General features: G+C 75.4%; 14 protein-coding genes. 9 read left to right on the plus strand and 5 right to left on the minus strand.

Features of this window, described 5'->3' with window-relative positions:
* Positions 1-17: 17 nt before the first annotated feature.
* Positions 18-1,103 carry a DNA polymerase domain-containing protein gene (locus BLT39_RS10665; protein ID WP_091062532.1) on the plus strand — a complete coding sequence of 362 codons (1,086 nt, stop codon included), beginning with the start codon at positions 18-20 and terminating at the stop codon, positions 1,101-1,103.
* A 7-nt stretch (positions 1,104-1,110) separates the two neighbouring features.
* On the opposite strand, the gene BLT39_RS10670 is transcribed toward BLT39_RS10665, so the two are convergent.
* A complete protein-coding gene (locus BLT39_RS10670) occupies positions 1,111-1,917 on the minus strand; it encodes an intradiol ring-cleavage dioxygenase (RefSeq protein WP_131801465.1) in 807 nt (268 codons plus the stop codon).
* A gap of 96 nt (positions 1,918-2,013) precedes the next feature.
* Here BLT39_RS10670 and BLT39_RS10675 point away from each other — a divergent pair, with 96 nt between their 5' ends.
* From BLT39_RS10675 to BLT39_RS10685, 3 genes are all read left to right on the plus strand, one after another.
* A complete protein-coding gene (locus BLT39_RS10675; RefSeq protein WP_091062536.1) occupies positions 2,014-3,219 on the plus strand; it encodes a YncE family protein in 1,206 nt (401 codons plus the stop codon).
* Positions 3,220-3,346: 127 nt separating this feature from the next.
* A complete protein-coding gene (locus BLT39_RS10680; protein ID WP_091062538.1) occupies positions 3,347-3,550 on the plus strand; it encodes a cold-shock protein in 204 nt (67 codons plus the stop codon).
* A 177-nt stretch (positions 3,551-3,727) separates the two neighbouring features.
* Complete coding sequence (locus tag BLT39_RS10685; RefSeq protein WP_165640236.1) at positions 3,728-4,750, plus strand: alpha/beta fold hydrolase; 1,023 nt, start codon at positions 3,728-3,730, stop codon at positions 4,748-4,750.
* A 33-nt stretch (positions 4,751-4,783) separates the two neighbouring features.
* Here BLT39_RS10685 and BLT39_RS10690 read toward each other — a convergent pair whose 3' ends face one another.
* Positions 4,784-5,236, minus strand: a complete 453-nt coding sequence (locus BLT39_RS10690; protein WP_091062542.1) for a hypothetical protein — start codon at positions 5,234-5,236, stop codon at positions 4,784-4,786.
* 154 nt (positions 5,237-5,390) lie between these two features.
* Between BLT39_RS10690 and BLT39_RS10695 the strand changes: the two genes are divergently transcribed.
* On the plus strand, positions 5,391-8,042 hold the full coding sequence (locus BLT39_RS10695; RefSeq protein WP_165640237.1) for an ExeM/NucH family extracellular endonuclease: 2,652 nt from the start codon (positions 5,391-5,393) through the stop codon (positions 8,040-8,042).
* Between the two features lie 62 nt (positions 8,043-8,104).
* Positions 8,105-8,527 carry a peptide-methionine (R)-S-oxide reductase MsrB gene (msrB, locus tag BLT39_RS10700; protein WP_091062547.1) on the plus strand — a complete coding sequence of 141 codons (423 nt, stop codon included), beginning with the start codon at positions 8,105-8,107 and terminating at the stop codon, positions 8,525-8,527.
* A gap of 64 nt (positions 8,528-8,591) precedes the next feature.
* Here the strand turns inward: msrB and hemQ are convergent, their stop codons facing one another.
* Genes hemQ through hemE form a run of 3 tightly spaced genes read right to left on the minus strand, consistent with a single transcriptional unit; the run spans position 8,592 to position 11,817 of the window.
* Complete coding sequence (hemQ, locus tag BLT39_RS10705) at positions 8,592-9,308, minus strand: hydrogen peroxide-dependent heme synthase (protein WP_091062548.1); 717 nt, start codon at positions 9,306-9,308, stop codon at positions 8,592-8,594.
* A gap of 32 nt (positions 9,309-9,340) precedes the next feature.
* Positions 9,341-10,735, minus strand: a complete 1,395-nt coding sequence (gene hemG, locus BLT39_RS10710) for a protoporphyrinogen oxidase (protein WP_091062550.1) — start codon at positions 10,733-10,735, stop codon at positions 9,341-9,343.
* On the minus strand, positions 10,732-11,817 hold the full coding sequence (gene hemE, locus BLT39_RS10715; RefSeq protein WP_091062552.1) for a uroporphyrinogen decarboxylase: 1,086 nt from the start codon (positions 11,815-11,817) through the stop codon (positions 10,732-10,734). Before hemE ends, hemG begins: the two co-directional genes overlap by 4 nt.
* Before the next feature lie 163 nt (positions 11,818-11,980).
* Between hemE and BLT39_RS10720 the strand changes: the two genes are divergently transcribed.
* The 3 genes from BLT39_RS10720 (at position 11,981) to BLT39_RS10730 (ending at position 14,652) form a co-directional block, all read left to right on the plus strand.
* A complete protein-coding gene (locus tag BLT39_RS10720; RefSeq protein ID WP_165640238.1) occupies positions 11,981-12,622 on the plus strand; it encodes a DUF3000 domain-containing protein in 642 nt (213 codons plus the stop codon).
* Positions 12,623-12,709: 87 nt separating this feature from the next.
* Complete coding sequence (locus tag BLT39_RS10725) at positions 12,710-13,411, plus strand: LuxR C-terminal-related transcriptional regulator (protein ID WP_091062554.1); 702 nt, start codon at positions 12,710-12,712, stop codon at positions 13,409-13,411.
* The gene (locus BLT39_RS10730) at positions 13,408-14,652 is read left to right on the plus strand and encodes a ribonuclease D (protein ID WP_091062556.1); all 1,245 of its coding nucleotides are present in this window, start codon (positions 13,408-13,410) and stop codon (positions 14,650-14,652) included. The genes BLT39_RS10725 and BLT39_RS10730 overlap by 4 nt, the downstream gene beginning before the upstream one ends.
* The last annotated feature ends 209 nt before the right edge of the window (positions 14,653-14,861 follow it).

Genomic DNA, 14,861 nt, shown 5'->3' on the forward strand with positions numbered 1-14,861 from the left:
GCCCCTAGGGTCGCGGCATGGCCCGCACCGCCCCCGCCGTCCTGCAGGTCGGTGACCACGAGGTCCGCGTCTCCAGCCCGGACCGCGTCGTCTACGACGCCACCGACCGCACGCCGGCGTTCACCAAGCTCGACGTCTGCCGGTACGTGGCGGAGGTCGGTGCGGTGTGGCTGGCCAGCATCGGGGGCCGGCCGACGGCGATGGAGCGCTGGCCCGACGGGTGGCACGAGGGCATGCGGCTGGCCACCGGCCCGGGCGACAAGGACGCCGACGGCTTCTACCAGAAGCGGCTCCCCCGCGGCGCGCCCGACTTCGTGCGCACCGCCCGGGTGGCCTTCCCCAGCGGACGCACCGCCGACCTGCTCTGCCCGCACCAGCCCGCGGACCTGGTGTGGGCCGCGCAGATGGGCACGCTGACCTTCCACCCGTGGCCGGTGCGGGTGCCCGAGGTCGACTCCCCCGACGAGCTGCGGCTGGACCTGGACCCGCAGCCGGGCACCGGGTTCGCCGACGCCCGCCGGGTCGCCGGGGTGGCGCGGGAGCTGCTCGAGGAGCTGGGGATGACCGGCTACGCCAAGACCAGCGGCAACCGGGGCGTGCACGTCTACGTGCGGATCGCCACCGGCCACACCTTCGAGGACGTGCGGCACGCCGCGATCGGCTTCGGCCGGGAGCTGGAGCGCCGCGACGGCGGGGTGACCACCGCGTGGTGGAAGGAGGAGCGCGGCGAGCGGGTGTTCGTGGACTACAACCAGAACAACCGCGACCGGACCATCGCCGGCGCCTGGAGCCCCCGCGCGCGGCCCGGCGCCCCGGTCAGCACGCCGCTGACCTGGGCGCAGCTGGCCGAGCTCGACGACCCGGCCGAGCTGAACCTGGCCACCGTCCCCGAGCGGCTGGCCGACGGCGACCCGTGGGCCGGGATGGACGACGTCGCCCACGACCTGGCCCCGCTGCTGCAGCTGTGGGAGACCCTGCCCGGCGGTGAGCTCAACTTCCCGCCGGACTACCCCAAGATGCCCGGCGAGCCGCCGCGGGTGCAGCCCAGCAAGAAGGTGGCCGCGCACTGGGACGCCGACGGCAACCGGGTCGAGCCGGTCTGAACCGCGCTCACCCGGCGGGGATGCCCAGGGTCGTCGCGGCCAGCCAGCCGGTGGGCGACGGGGCGGTGCGCAGCAGCCCGCTGGGGTCGTAGAAGGCGTCGCGGTCGTTGCGGGTGTCCCGCCCGGCGTGCTGCCGGTAGGGGTCGTTCGCGTACACCTGGTCGGAGACGGTGTCGTCGAGGAAGAGCTGGGTGGTGAGCACGGTCGCCGTCCCGAGGTGCACCTTCAGGTGCAGGTGCGGCGTCCGGGTCGGGTACCAGCCGGGGTACACCGTGCTGAACCGGACGACGCCGTCGGCACCGGTCACCTGGGTACCGCGCAGGAAGGTCGCACCGTCGGTGGCCGCTGACTGCGCGTCGCCGTACTCGTCGCGGCCGCCGGGCGAGCCGCCCTGCCCCGGCGCGCTCCCGGCGAACCCGGAGTACACGCCCAGCGCGTCGCACTGCCACAGGTCCACGACGGCCTGCGGCACCGGCGTGCACGCGGGCAGCTGCACCACCCGCAGGGCCAGGTCCAGCGGGACGCCGGGGCGGTCCTCCCGCACGTCGCTGCGCACGGCGTGCGCGTCGAACCAGGTCGGCCCCGCGATCGTCTCGTGCACCAGCTGGCAGGTGCCGCTGCCGTCGAGCAGGTCGACGGCCTGCGGCACGGGCGGTGCGGTGGTCGCCGGGGCGGTCGTGCCCGGGACGGGGTCGCTCGTCGCGACCGGGCCGGCGGGGTCCGGCTCGGCGCGCCGGCACGCCGCCAGCACCCCGGCCAGGGTCAGCAGGCCCCCTGCTCCCAGCAGCTGACGTCGGTCCATGCCCGCGGCCACGGGCGGCACCGTAGGACCACCGGCTGTGAGCCGGTTCCCAGGTACGTCCGGTACGAACCAGCCGCTGGCACACGGGGACGACGCAGCGGAGGACCCATGCGGATCGGACGGACCGGGCTGACCGCCGCGGGCGCTGCGCTGCTGCTGCTTGCGGGGTGCTCGTCCGGCGCGACCACCAGCGCCGCCCCGGCGACCAGCACCGCCCCGCCGACGACCAGCGCCCCGCCGACCACGCCGAGCACGTCACCCACGCCGACCGTGCCCGACCAGCTGCCCGGCATGCCGCCGGTGGTCGACGCGCGCGACGTCTACGGGTCGGCCGGCGCAGGCATGCTCAGCCCGGCGGCCGCCGCGGCCGTCCCGATGGTCTACGTGCCGCACAACAGCGGCGAGGTGTGGGAGATCGACCCGACCACCTTCCAGGTGGTGCGACGGTTCCCCGCCGGCCAGGAGGTGCAGCACGTCGTCCCCTCGTGGGACATGACCACGCTGTACGCCACCGACGACGTCGGGAACACGATCACCCCGATCGACCCGCTGACCGGTGACCCGGGGGCGCGCATCCCGGTGGTGGACCCCTACAACATGTACTCGACGCCGGACGGCAGCTCGGCGATCTCGGTGGCCGAGGCCCGCCGCGAGCTGGTCTTCTACGACCCGCACACGTGGGCGGTGCAGACCACGCTGTCGGTCCCCGACTGCGCCGGGATCGACCACGCCGACTTCACCCCCGACGGCCGGACAGCGGTGTTCAGCTGCGAGTTCGCCGGCCGGGTCGCGGTCGTCGACGTCCCCTCGCACACGCTGCTGCGGATGATCGACATGCCCACCCGCAACACCCGCATGGGGCCGCAGGACGTCAAGCTCGCACCCGACGGCAGCCGCTTCTACGTCGCGGACTCCGACCAGGGCGGGCTGTGGGTGCTCGACGGCGCCGCGACGACGGTCATCGGCCAGATCCCGACGGGCCCGGGCGCGCACGGTCTGTACCTGAGCCGGGACGCCACGGAGCTGTACGTGACCAACCGGCACGGGAACAGCGTCTCCGTGCTCGACGCCGACACCGGGGCGCCGATCACCACCTGGCCGATCGCCGCGCCCTCCAGCCCCGACATGGGCGGGGTGACCGCCGACGGCAGCGAACTGTGGCTGTCGGGACGCTACGACGACGAGGTGTACGTGATGTCCACCGTCGACGGGCACCTGGTCGCCCGCATCCCCGTGGGGAAGGGACCGCACGGGTTGTGCGTCTGGCCGCAGCCCGGCCGGTACTCCCTGGGGCACACCGGCATCACCCGATGACCCCCGACACACCCTCGTGGGGGGTGCCCGTGCACGGGGGGCTGGACAGGTGTGGTTAGGGTTCAGATGTCGGGAAGGCTCTGTAAGTGGCAGGACCCCGACGTACGACCTCAGCTAGGAGCGAGCAATGCCCGAAGGAACTGTGAAGTGGTTCAACGCGGAGAAGGGGTTCGGCTTCGCCACCCCTGACGGCGGCGGCCCGGACGTCTTCGTCCACTACTCGGCGATCCAGACCAGCGGGTACCGCTCGCTCGACGAGGGCCAGCGCATCTCGTTCGACGTCGAGCAGGGCCAGAAGGGCCCGCAGGCTGCGAACGTCAACCCGCTCTGAACCACTGAGCGGCGGCTGACCCCAGCCACCTGATCCACCGGCAGCGCCCCCCGACCTCCGGGTCGGGGGGCGCTGTCGCATTCTGGGACACCCGCGGTGTTCCGGTCCGGTCCTGCCCGGTCCAGGCTCGGGTTCGACCCCGGGCCCAGGGCCCCGGGCGCGACCGAGAGGACACCGGTGTCCGACCCCACCCCTCCCCCCGTCCAGCACCTCGACCTGGGCGCCTTCGAGCTGGCCGGCGGGCACGTGCTGCCCGGTGCCCGGCTGGCCTACCGCACCGTGGGCGAGCTGAACGATGCCCGCGACAACGCCGTCCTGCTGCCGCACATGTACAGCGGGACGTCGGAGTTCATGACCGCCTTCATCGGCGAGGGCCGCCCGCTGGACCCCACCCGGTACTTCTTCGTGCTGCCCGACCAGTTCGGCGACGGCGTCTCCTCCTCCGCCAGCACCCAGCCCCCGCCCTACGACCGGGGCTCGTTCCCGGCCGTCGCCGTCTCCGACGACGTGCGGGCCCAGCACCGGCTGGTCACCGAGCACCTGGGCATCGAGCGGCTGGCCATGGTCAGCGGCTGGTCGATGGGCGGGCAGCAGACGCTGGAGTGGGCGGTGCGCTTCCCCGACGCCGTCGCCAGGGCCGTGCCGTTCGCCGCCACGTTGCGCAACCCCGACCACTGCTCGGTGTTCTGCGACCTGCACATGGACGCACTGCGCAGCGACCCCGCCTTCGCCGGCGGGTCCTACGCCCGCTCCGCCGACGTGGCGCTCGGCCTGCGCCGGCACGCCCAGGCCTTCGCCCTCATGGGCGCCACCTCGCACATGTACCGGGAGGAGGCCTGGCGGGAGCTCGGCTTCACCTCCCGCGACGGGTTCGTGCAGGGCTTCCTGCAGGCCTACTTCCTGCCCATGGACCCCAACGACCTGCTCACCCAGGCCGCGAAGTGGAAGGCCTCCGACGTCGCCGCGGTGACCGGCGGGGACCTGGACGCCGCGCTGGCCCGGGTGACCGCCGAGGTCACCGACGTCGCGTTCACCGGCGACCTGTTCTTCCCGCCGGAGGACGTCCGGGCCGACGCCGAGCGGATCCCCGGGGCCCGCTACGAGGAGATCGGCTCCGTGTGGGGCCACTTCACGATGTTCAACCTGCGGGAGTCCGACACCGCGCAGATCGACGAGGTGTACGCCCGGGTGCTCGGCTGAGCCGGCGTGCCCCGGGCGCCGGCACCGGCCGGGTCAGTGCGCCCGGGGCACGTAGCCACCGACGAGGGCGCTCATCAGCAGCGCGCCGTCGTGCTCGCCGACGGCTGCGGCGGCGTCGGCCAGCGCCCGCCACCGGGCCCGCTCCACCTCGGTCGGCGCGTTCGCCGCGCGGGCCTCGAGCTGCTCGCCCAGGCGCTCCCACTCCGACTGCGGGGTGGGCCACAGGCCGGTCAGCCGGCGGGCCTCACCGGAGATGCCGGTGATCCGGACGACGTCGCCGGCCACGTTGGTCAGCGCCGCGACGTACCCGGTGTCCACCAGGCCGCGGACGGCGGCGACGACCTGCGCCCGGGGCAGCCCGCTGGCCGGGACGACCTGGCCCAGGTAGGGCGCTCCCCCGTGCTCGGCGCTGTCCACGAGCCGGGCGACGGCGCGCAGCACGGGCAGGTCACGGGTGAACCAGGAGTCGGGCAGCAGCTCGGGCACCGGGCCACGCTACGCGCCCGGTGATCATGAGCGGGGGTCATGAGCGGTGCGAAAGTTGTCACCTGTTGTTCATGGACCTCCGCACAGCTCGCTGACAGGATCGGAGGACCCCCTGACCGGCGAACGGCCGCCCCGCGCGGCCGCGAGGAGAACCGTGTCCCCCATCCGCACTGCCCGCCCCGCCGTCCTCGGCGTCGCGGTGGGCGCCCTGGTCGCCGGCGGCCTGGTCACCACCGCCGCCCCGGCCGCCGCAGCCTCCCCCGACGTGGTCATCAACGAGGTCTACGGCGGTGGCGGCAACAGCGGCGCCGTCTACGCCAACGACTTCATCGAGCTGCGCAACGACGGCCCGACCGCCGTCGACCTGTCCGGCTGGAGCGTGCAGTACGCCTCCGCCACGGGCACGTCCTGGAACGCCACCCCGCTCACCGGCACCATCCCCGCCGGCGGCACCTACCTGGTGCAGCAGGCCGCGGGCGGCAACACCGCCCTCCCGGCGCTGCCCTCCCCCGACGACACCGGGACCCTGGCGATCAGCGGCACCGCGGGCAAGGTGGCCCTGTCCACCGGCACCGCGCGGCTGACCTGCGGCACGGCCTGCGCCGGCGCCCCCGGCGTGCGCGACCTGCTCGGGTGGGGCGCCGCCACCGGCGGCGAGGGCGCACCGGCGCCCGGCACCAGCAACTCGACCTCGGTGGCCCGCACCGCGGGCCCGGACACCGACGTCAACGCGGCCGACTTCGCCGTCGGCGCGCCCACCCCGGCCGGGACCGGCGGCACCGCCCCGGACCCCGACCCGGAGCCCGAGCCCGAGCCCACCGGCCCGGCCTGCGACGCCACCGCCGTCCCGATCGGCACCGTGCAGGGGTCCGGCGCATCGACGCCGGTCGCCGGCCAGCAGGTCACCGTGCGCGGCACCGTCGTCGCCGACCTGCAGGCCGGCGGCTTCGACGGCTTCCACGTGCAGGACACCGGCGACGGCGACCCGGCCACCTCCGACGCCGTCTTCGTCTACGCCCCCGGCGGTGCGCCGGTGGACCTCGGCGACGTCGTCACCGTGACCGGCACCGCCGCGGAGTTCCCCGCGGACGACCCGCTGTCGGTCACCCAGCTGACCCGGGCGACCTACACCGACTGCGGCACCGCGCCGCTGCCGGAGCCGGCCACCCTGCCGATCCCCAGCGACGACGCCACCCGTGAGGCCTTCGAGGGCATGCTCGTCACCCCCGGCACCGAGCTGACCGTCTCCGAGCTGTTCGACCTCACCAGCTTCGGCGAGGTGCTGCTGTCCTCGGGCGGCCGCCTGCTGTCCCCGACCCAGGCCGCCGACCCCGGCGCCCCGGCCGCCGCGGTCGCCGCGGACAACGTGCTCCGCTCGATCACCCTGGACGACGGCCGGTCCACCCGGCTGGCCGGCGGCTCGGTCCCGCCCTACCTCGCCCCCGGCGACCCGGTGCGCATCGGCGACACCGCCGACCTGGGCCCGGTCGTGCTCTCGGCCGGTTTCGGCACCTGGCGGCTGCAGCCGGCCAGCGGGGACACGTCCGGGACCACCTTCACCCCGACCAACCCCCGCACCGCGGCCCCGGCCCCGGTCGGCGGTGACCTGCGGGTCGCCGACTACAACGTGCTCAACTACTTCGTCACCTTCGGCGGGGCCTCCCGCGGGGCGGCGAACGCGGCCGAGCTGGCCGAGCAGCAGGCCAAGATCGTGGCCGGGCTGCAGGCACTGGACGCCGACGTGATCACCCTGCACGAGATCGAGAACTCCGCGATCACCACGCCGGACACCCCGTACCGGGCGGTGGAGACCCTGCTGGCCGCCCTGTCGGCGGCCGACGGGCACACCTGGGCCTACGCGCCGGCACACGAGGACAGCGATGTCATCACCAACGCGATCGTCTGGCGCACCGACGTCGTCACCCCCGTCGGAGCGCCCCTGGCCTACACCAGCCCGGCCTTCGACAACGCCCGCAGCCCCATCGCGCAGACCTTCGCGACGACCGACGGCGGCGAGGTGTTCAGCGTGGTCGCCAACCACCTGAAGTCCAAGGGCAGCGCCTGCGCCACCGGCAACGACACCTCCGTCGGCGGCCCGGGCAACTGCAACGCCGACCGGACGGCGCAGGCCACCGAGCTGGTCGCCTTCGCCCAGCAGGTCGCCGAGACCAGCGGCGACCCCGACGTCCTGCTCACCGGTGACTTCAACTCCTACCGGTACGAGGACCCGCTGGACGTCGTCCGGGGTGCCGGCTACACCGAGCTCGGCGAGACCTTCGCCCCCGACGAGTACAGCTACGTCTTCGACGGCGGCTCGGGCTCGCTCGACCACGCCTTCGCCACCCCGTCGCTGGCGGCGCAGGCCACCGGGCTGACCGTGTGGGAGACCAACGCGGTCGAGTCCTACGCCTACCAGTACGACTCCGGCGTGGACCCGCTCTACGCGCCGGACCCGTACCGGGCCAGCGACCACAACCCGACCGTCATCGGCTTCACCCTCGACGCCCCGGCCACGGCCGCGGTGGACCAGGACCGGCCCTTCCGCGGTGACCGGGTCACGGTCACCGGCACCGGCTTCGCCCCGGGCGAGCGGGTCACCGTGACGATCGGCGGCCGCTCGGGCGGGTCGGGCACCGCCGACGCGCAGGGCACCGTGGTGCTGCACCCGCGGGTGCCGGTGCTGCTGGCGGCCGGCGAGCAGCCGGTGGTGCTGACCGGGACCTCCGGCGAGACGGCCGGCACGTCGATCACCCTGCGCACCCTGCTGCAGGAGCTCGTCGACCGGCTGCGGGGCCTGTTCGGCTGAGCACCGGCCACCCCCGTCCCGACCCGGGGCGGGGGTGGCACCCCGGTCGTACCGTGGGGTGCATGACCCAGCACGTGGACAAGCAGCCCACGGTCGTGAAGACCGACGAGGAGTGGCGGGCGCAGCTCTCGCCCGAGGAGTACGCCGTGCTCCGCCAGGCGGGCACCGAGCGGCCCTGGGTCGGTGAGTACACCGACACGAAGACCGTCGGCGTCTACCACTGCCGGGCCTGCGGCGCCGAGCTGTTCCGCTCGGAGACCAAGTTCGACTCGCACTGCGGCTGGCCCTCGTTCTACGAGCCGTCGTCCCGGGACAACGTGGTGCTCAAGAGCGACCGGTCGCTGGGCATGGTGCGCACCGAGGTGCTGTGCGGCACCTGCCACAGCCACCTGGGGCACGTCTTCGACGACGCACCCCAGACCCCCACCGGCGACCGCTACTGCATCAACTCGGTGTCGATCACCCTGGCGCCCGCCGAGGCCTGACCCGCCCGGGTGCGACCCGTCGCGGGGTCGGCCGGAGCCAGCCCCGCGACGGGTCACCCGGTGGTCAGGCCAGGCCGGCCACCAGCTCGCCGGCCGACCGGCGGGTGCCGGTGTAGAACGGGATCTCCTCGCGCACGTGCCGCCGGGCCCGGCTGGCCCGCAGGTCGCGCATGAGGTCCACGATGCGGTGCAGCTCGTCGGCCTCGAAGGCCAGGATCCACTCGTAGTCGCCGAGCCCGAACGAGGCCACCGTGTTGGCCCGCACGTCGGGGTAGGGCCGGGCCTGCATGCCGTGCTCCTTGAGCATGTCCCGCCGCTCCTCGTCGGGCAGCAGGTACCACTCGTAGGACCGCACGAACGGGTAGACGCAGACGAAGCGCCGCGGCTGCTCGTCGGCCAGGAACGCCGGGATGTGCGAGCGGTTGAACTCCGCCGGCCGGTGCAGCGCCATCTGCGACCACACCGGGTCCAGCCGCCGGCCCAGCGCCGAGCGGCGCAGCCGGGTGTAGGCCTCCTGCAGCGCCTCGGCGTCGGCGGCGTGCCACCACACCATCACGTCGGCGTCGGCCCGCAGGCCGGCGACGTCGTAGAGCCCGCGGACGACGACGTCCTTGCCGGCGAGCTCCTCGACCAGCGACTGCAGCTCGTCGGCCGCGCCCTGCCGGTCGTCGTCGCCGAACGGGCGGGCGAGCCGGAACACCGACCACATCGTGTAGCGGATGGTGGCGTTGAGCTCGTTGGCCCGCTTGCCGATGCTCTTCTGCTCGGGCTGGTCGGTCATGCCCGCCATTCTCCCCCGCGCGCGCCGGCCGGTCAGGTGAGGGTCGCTGTGAGCCGGGCGGCCGCCCGGCGGGCGCTGCCGATGCAGGCGGGCACCCCGACGCCGTCGTAGGCGGCCCCGGCCACGGCCAGCCCGGGGACGTCGGCCACCGCGGCCCGGACGGCGGCGACCCGGCCGAGGTGGCCGGCCAGGTACTGCGGCAGGCCGCCACCCCACCGCACCAGGTGGGTCTCCACCGGCTCGGGCCGGGACAGCCCCAGCAGGTCGGCGACCTCGGCGACCACCGCGGCGGTCAGGTCGGCGTCGGTGCGCTGCAGCTGCTCCTCCTCCAGGTAGCGGCCCACCGAGGAGCGCACCCGCAGCAGCCCGTCGCCGGACAGGTGCGGCCACTTCTGCGAGGACACCGTGACCCCCTTGACCAGCCGGCCGGTCACCGGGGGCACCAGCAGCCCCGACCCGGCGGCCAGCTCCTGGCCGGGGAACGCCATCGCGACCACGGCCATCGAGGCGTACGGGATGCCCTCCAGCGGCTCCACCGCGCCCGGGGCGACCCCGGCGAGCAACCGGGCCGCCTTCCCGGCGGGGACGGCGACCAGGACGGCGTCGGCGGTCAGCACCTCGCGGCCGGCCCCCACCTCGAGCTCGAACCCGGCGGCCACCCGGCGCAGCGAGGAGGCGGGCGTGCGCAGCCGCACCGCACCCTCGGGCAGCGCGGCGGCCAGTGCGTGCGGCAGGCCGGCGACGCCGTCGGGCAGCGTGACGAACACCGGGCCGTCGGGGGTGCCGGCGGCGGCCTCCCGGCTGCGCGCACCGGCGTCGCGGGCCGCCGCCGCGGCGGCGAGGACCGTGCCGTGCCGGGGCAGCTGCGCGGCCAGCGCCGGCATGGTGGCGCGCACCGACAGCCGGTCGGCCTGCCCGGCGTAGACCCCGCCGAGCAGCGGCTCGACCAGCCGGTCGACCACCTCGTCGCCGAGCCGCTCGCGCAGCAGCCCGCCGACGGTGCGGTCCTCGGCGGGGTCGGCCGGGAACTGCAGCGGCTGCAACGACGCCTCGGCGCGCACCCGGGCCACCCCGTCGGGCGACAGCACGCCGTCCAGCCCGTCGGACGAGGTCGGCACCCCCAGCAGGGTGCCGGCCGGCAACCGGTGCCGGCCGGTGGGCAGCTCGACGGCCGCCGAGGTGGTCGCCGGGACGACGGTCGGCAGCCCGAGCTCGGCCATCAGCGCGACGGCGTCGGGCACCCGGGCCAGCACGGCCTCGGCGCCGGTGTCGTACCAGGTGCCGGCCAGCCGGACCCGGCCCAGCTTGCCGCCGACCCGGTCACCGGCCTCGAGCACGACGACCTCGTCGTCCGGGCGCTCCCGGTGCCAGGCCCAGGCCGCCGTCAGACCGGTGATGCCGGCCCCGACGACGACCAGCCGGCTCATGCGCGGGCCGTGAGCTCGTGGACCAGCTCGACCACGTGGGTGATCGCGCCGGGGTCGGTGTCGGGCAGCACGCCGTGGCCGAGGTTGAACACGTGCCCCCGCGCCGCGCGGCCCTGCTCGACGACGCGGCGGACCTCGGCGTCCAGGGTGGCCCGGTCGGCCAGCAGGACGGCGGGGTCGAGGTTGCCCTGCAGCGAGTAGCCCGGGCCCACCCGGCGCGCGGCCTCGTCCAGCGGGATGCGCCAGTCGACCCCGACGACGTCGGCGCCGGCGTCGCCGATCAGCGGGAGCAGCTCCCCGGTGCCGACGCCGAAGTGGATCCGCGGCACGTCCCGCACACCGGCGGCCCGGTCGCCCAGGCCGTCGAACGCCGCCCGGGAGTGCGGCAGCACGCGGGCGGCGTAGTCGGAGGCCGACAGCACCCCGGCCCAGGAGTCGAACAGCTGCACCGCGGAGGCGCCGGCGTCGACCTGGGCGCGCAGGAACACCGACGCGGAGACCGCGAGCTTGGCCAGCAGCCGCTGCCACGCCTCGGGCTCGGCGTACATGAAGGCCTTGGTGCGGGCGTGCTCCTTGGAGGGCCCGCCCTCGATGAGGTAGGTGGCGAGGGTGAAGGGCGCACCGGCGAACCCGATCAGCGGGGTGGCGCCGAGCTCGGCGACCAGCCGGCCGACCGCGGTGGTGAGGAAGCCCAGCGCGTCGGGCTCGAGGTCGGGCAGCGCGTCGACGTCGGCCACGCTGCGCACCGGCTGCGCGACGACCGGCCCGACACCGGGCTTGATCTCGATGTCCACACCCGCCACCACCAGCGGCAGCACGATGTCGGAGAACAGGATCGCGGCGTCCACCCCGTGCCGGCGGACCGGCTGCAGGGTGATCTCGGTGACCAGGTCGGGGTCCTGGCAGGCCTGCAGCATCGCGGTGCCGGCCCGCAGCGCGCGGTACTCCGGCAGCGACCGGCCGGCCTGGCGCATGAACCACACCGGGGTGCGGTCGACCGGGCGGCCGAGGGCGGCGCGGACGAGGTCGGAGTCGGCCGGGGACGGCGTGCTGGCGGTGTCCGGCCCTGCTGGGGTACCCACGACCAGCCATCCTCCCAGACCCCGGCCGGGACGCCCGCCGGGAGCCACCGGCGCTCGCGGACGACCCGCCGGGAGCGACACGCCGGGTGTCCTCACTCTCCGTGCACGACTGGTTGGCGAGTCGCGCGGGCGCATTATCGGTACAGCGACCTACCCTTCGGGCGTGGATCCACAGCGCAGGGCAGGGCGCGCGCCGGGAGGGGACGCCGAGCGCCCCCCGCCCCCGGCCGAGTTCCAGGCCGGCCTCGACGCCCTGGCCACCGTGCGCGCCCGCCGCGAGATCGAGCTGGAGCACATCCCGGCCCCGCAGCGGCTGGCCCCCTGGTCGCACGCCATCGGCGCCCGGGTCGCCGAGCCCGCCGGTGACGGCTCCGGCGAGGACGACCTGGAGATCGCCAGCGGCCGGTTCATCGTCCTGTACGACCCGGCCGGCCACGAGGCCTGGGACGGCACCACCCGCTGCGTCGGCTACGTCTCCGCGGTGACCGACGAGACCATGGTCGACGACCAGATGTTCTCCGAGGTGGCCTGGAGCTGGCTCGTCGAGGCCCTCGTCGACCACGACGCCGACCACCACTCCCTCGGCGGCACGGTCACCCGCACCGCCTCCACCCGGTTCGGCGACATCGCCGGCCCCGAGCACTCGGTCGACGTCGAGATCCGCGCGTCCTGGACCGCGGCCGACACCGACCTCGACCGCCACCTCGGCGCCTGGCTCGAGGTGCTGGGCAACGCCGCGGGTCTCCCCCCTCCGGGGGTGCACCTGCTCGGGCAGGGGCGGGCACCCGGCGGCGCGACCTCCTAGAGTGGGCTGGTTGCTCCATCCGGAGCAACGACGGATGGGCCGGCTGCGGCGACGCACGGGACGGCCGTGACGCTGGAGCGACCACCGGTGACCCTGGGACACACGCGTGCCGACGGCGCGCTGCTGCCCCCGGACGCCACCGCCCTGGTCGTCGACCCGGCACCGCTGGTCCGCGAGGCGCTGGCCGCGCGGCTGCGCGCGATGGGCGCCCGCGACGTCGAGGAGGCCGCCGGGCTGGACGAGGCGCGCGTGCGCGCCCACGTGTCCGGCCCCCGCGCGCTGTGCGTGCTCGACGTCGACCTGCCCGACAGCACCGGACCGGTGCCCGGCCCGGCCGGCCGGGGCCTCGAGCTGCTCCCGGTGCTGCGCGCCGACGGGTGGCCGGTGGTCGTCGCGCTCACCGCGGTGACCGACCCGGGCGTCGTCCGGGCCGCCTTCCTCGCCGGGGTGCAGGGCTACCTGCTCAAGACCTCCCCGCTGGCCGTGCTGACCGAGGGCCTGCAGGCCGCGCTGTCCGGGGAGGTCTGGGCCGACCCGGGCATCGCCAGCAGCCTGGCCGTCGGGCTCACCCGCACCCCGGCCGACGACGGCGCCGGCCACCTCTCGGCCCGCGAGGTGGACATCCTCCGGCTCGTCGCCGAGGGGCACACGAACAAGGAGATCGGTGACTTGGTGGACCTGTCCGCCCTCACGGTGAAGAGCCACCTGGCCCGCATCGCGCGCAAGCTCGGCACCGGCGACCGCGCCCACATGGTCGCCCTGGGCATCCGGAGCGGGGTGATCTCGTGACCACGCCGGAGAGCACCCCGGTCGAGCCCACCGCCGAGCCGGAGTCGACCGCCGTCCCCCTGCTGGCCCCCCGCGACGGGCTGCCGCCGGTCATCGAGACCTCCACCGCGCTGGTCGACTACGCCGCGGCGCTGGCCGCCGGCAGCGGGCCGGTCGCGGTGGACGCCGAGCGCGCCTCGGGCTACCGCTACGGCCAGAAGGCCTACCTGGTGCAGCTCCGCCGGGGCGGTTCGGGCACCGGGCTCGTCGACCCCGTGCCGCTGCCGGACCTCTCCCCCGTGCAGGCGGTCATCGGCGACGTCGAGTGGGTGCTGCACGCGGCCAACCAGGACCTGCCGTGCCTGGCCGAGATCGGCCTGGCGCCCGCCAAGCTGTTCGACACCGAGCTCGCCGCCCGGCTGGCCGGGCTGCCGCGGGTCGGGCTGGGCGCGGTGGTCGAGTCGCTGCTGGGCTACACGCTGCAGAAGGGCCACTCGGCGGCGGACTGGTCGACCCGGCCGCTGCCCACCGACTGGCTGGTCTACGCCGCGCTGGACGTCGAGGTGCTGGTGGAGCTGCGCGACGCACTGGCCGCGATCCTCGAGGAGCAGGGCAAGACCGAGTGGGCGCGGCAGGAGTTCGACGCCATCATCGCCGCCGGGCCGCCCGCCCCCCGCGTCGACCCGTGGCGGCGCACGTCGGGCATGCACTCGCTGCGCAGCCGGCGCCAGCTGGCCCTGCTGCGGTCGCTGTGGGAGGCGCGCGACCTGCTGGCCCGCCGCCGCGACGTCGCCCCCGGCCGGGTGCTGCCGGACTCCGCGATGGTCGCCGCGGTCGCCGCCGACCCGGCCACCGTCGAGGCGCTGGCCGACCTGCCGGTGTTCCGGGGCCGGTCCAACCGGAAGATCGCCAGCACCTGGTTCGGCGCGCTGCAGAAGGGCCGCGCCGTCCCCGAGGACCAGCTGCCCCCGCACAGCCTGCCCGGCGACGGCCCGCCGCCGGTGAACCGCTGGGCCGACCGCGACCCCGACGCCGACAAGCGCCTCAAGGCCGCCCGCGCCGGGCTCGCGGCGCTGGCCGAGCAGTGGTCGGTGCCGGTGGAGAACGTGCTTTCCCCCGACCTGGTGCGCCGGCTCATGTGGTCCCCGCCGGAGGAGGTCACCCCGGAGTCGGTCGCCGGCTTCCTGCGGGACGGCGGTGCCCGGGCGTGGCAGGTCGACCTCACCCGCGACCTGCTGACCGACGCCGCCTCCCCCGCCTGACACCCGCCCCCCGCGCCCGGCCGCGCCCGCCTCCCGCGCCCGCCCTCCCGTTCGGGGTATCGGAAGCTCCACCCCGGCCATCGGCCCGGATCGGCCAGGTGGAGCTTCCGATACCGGGCTCGTCGGCGGCTGGAGCGGGGTCGTGGGCACGGGATGGTTACCGGCGGGTAACTTGAGGGGCGTCGCGGTCCCCCGCCGCGGCCCGCTCC

Origin of the sequence: Klenkia brasiliensis, assembly GCF_900100695.1 — a bacterium.
GTDB classification, from domain to species: domain Bacteria; phylum Actinomycetota; class Actinomycetes; order Mycobacteriales; family Geodermatophilaceae; genus Klenkia; species Klenkia brasiliensis.

What these genes read in the sequence shown, in the direction of transcription:
- BLT39_RS10665 (WP_091062532.1), top strand. Translation starts at nt 18, where the DNA reads ATGGCCCGCACCGCCCCCGCCGTCCTGCAGGTCGGTGACCACGAGGTC.
- BLT39_RS10675 (WP_091062536.1), top strand. Translation starts at nt 2,014, where the DNA reads ATGCGGATCGGACGGACCGGGCTGACCGCCGCGGGCGCTGCGCTGCTG.
- BLT39_RS10680 (WP_091062538.1), top strand. Translation starts at nt 3,347, where the DNA reads ATGCCCGAAGGAACTGTGAAGTGGTTCAACGCGGAGAAGGGGTTCGGC.
- msrB (WP_091062547.1), top strand. Translation starts at nt 8,105, where the DNA reads ATGACCCAGCACGTGGACAAGCAGCCCACGGTCGTGAAGACCGACGAG.
- hemQ (WP_091062548.1), bottom strand. Translation starts at nt 9,308, where the DNA reads ATGACCGACCAGCCCGAGCAGAAGAGCATCGGCAAGCGGGCCAACGAG.
- hemG (WP_091062550.1), bottom strand. Translation starts at nt 10,735, where the DNA reads ATGAGCCGGCTGGTCGTCGTCGGGGCCGGCATCACCGGTCTGACGGCG.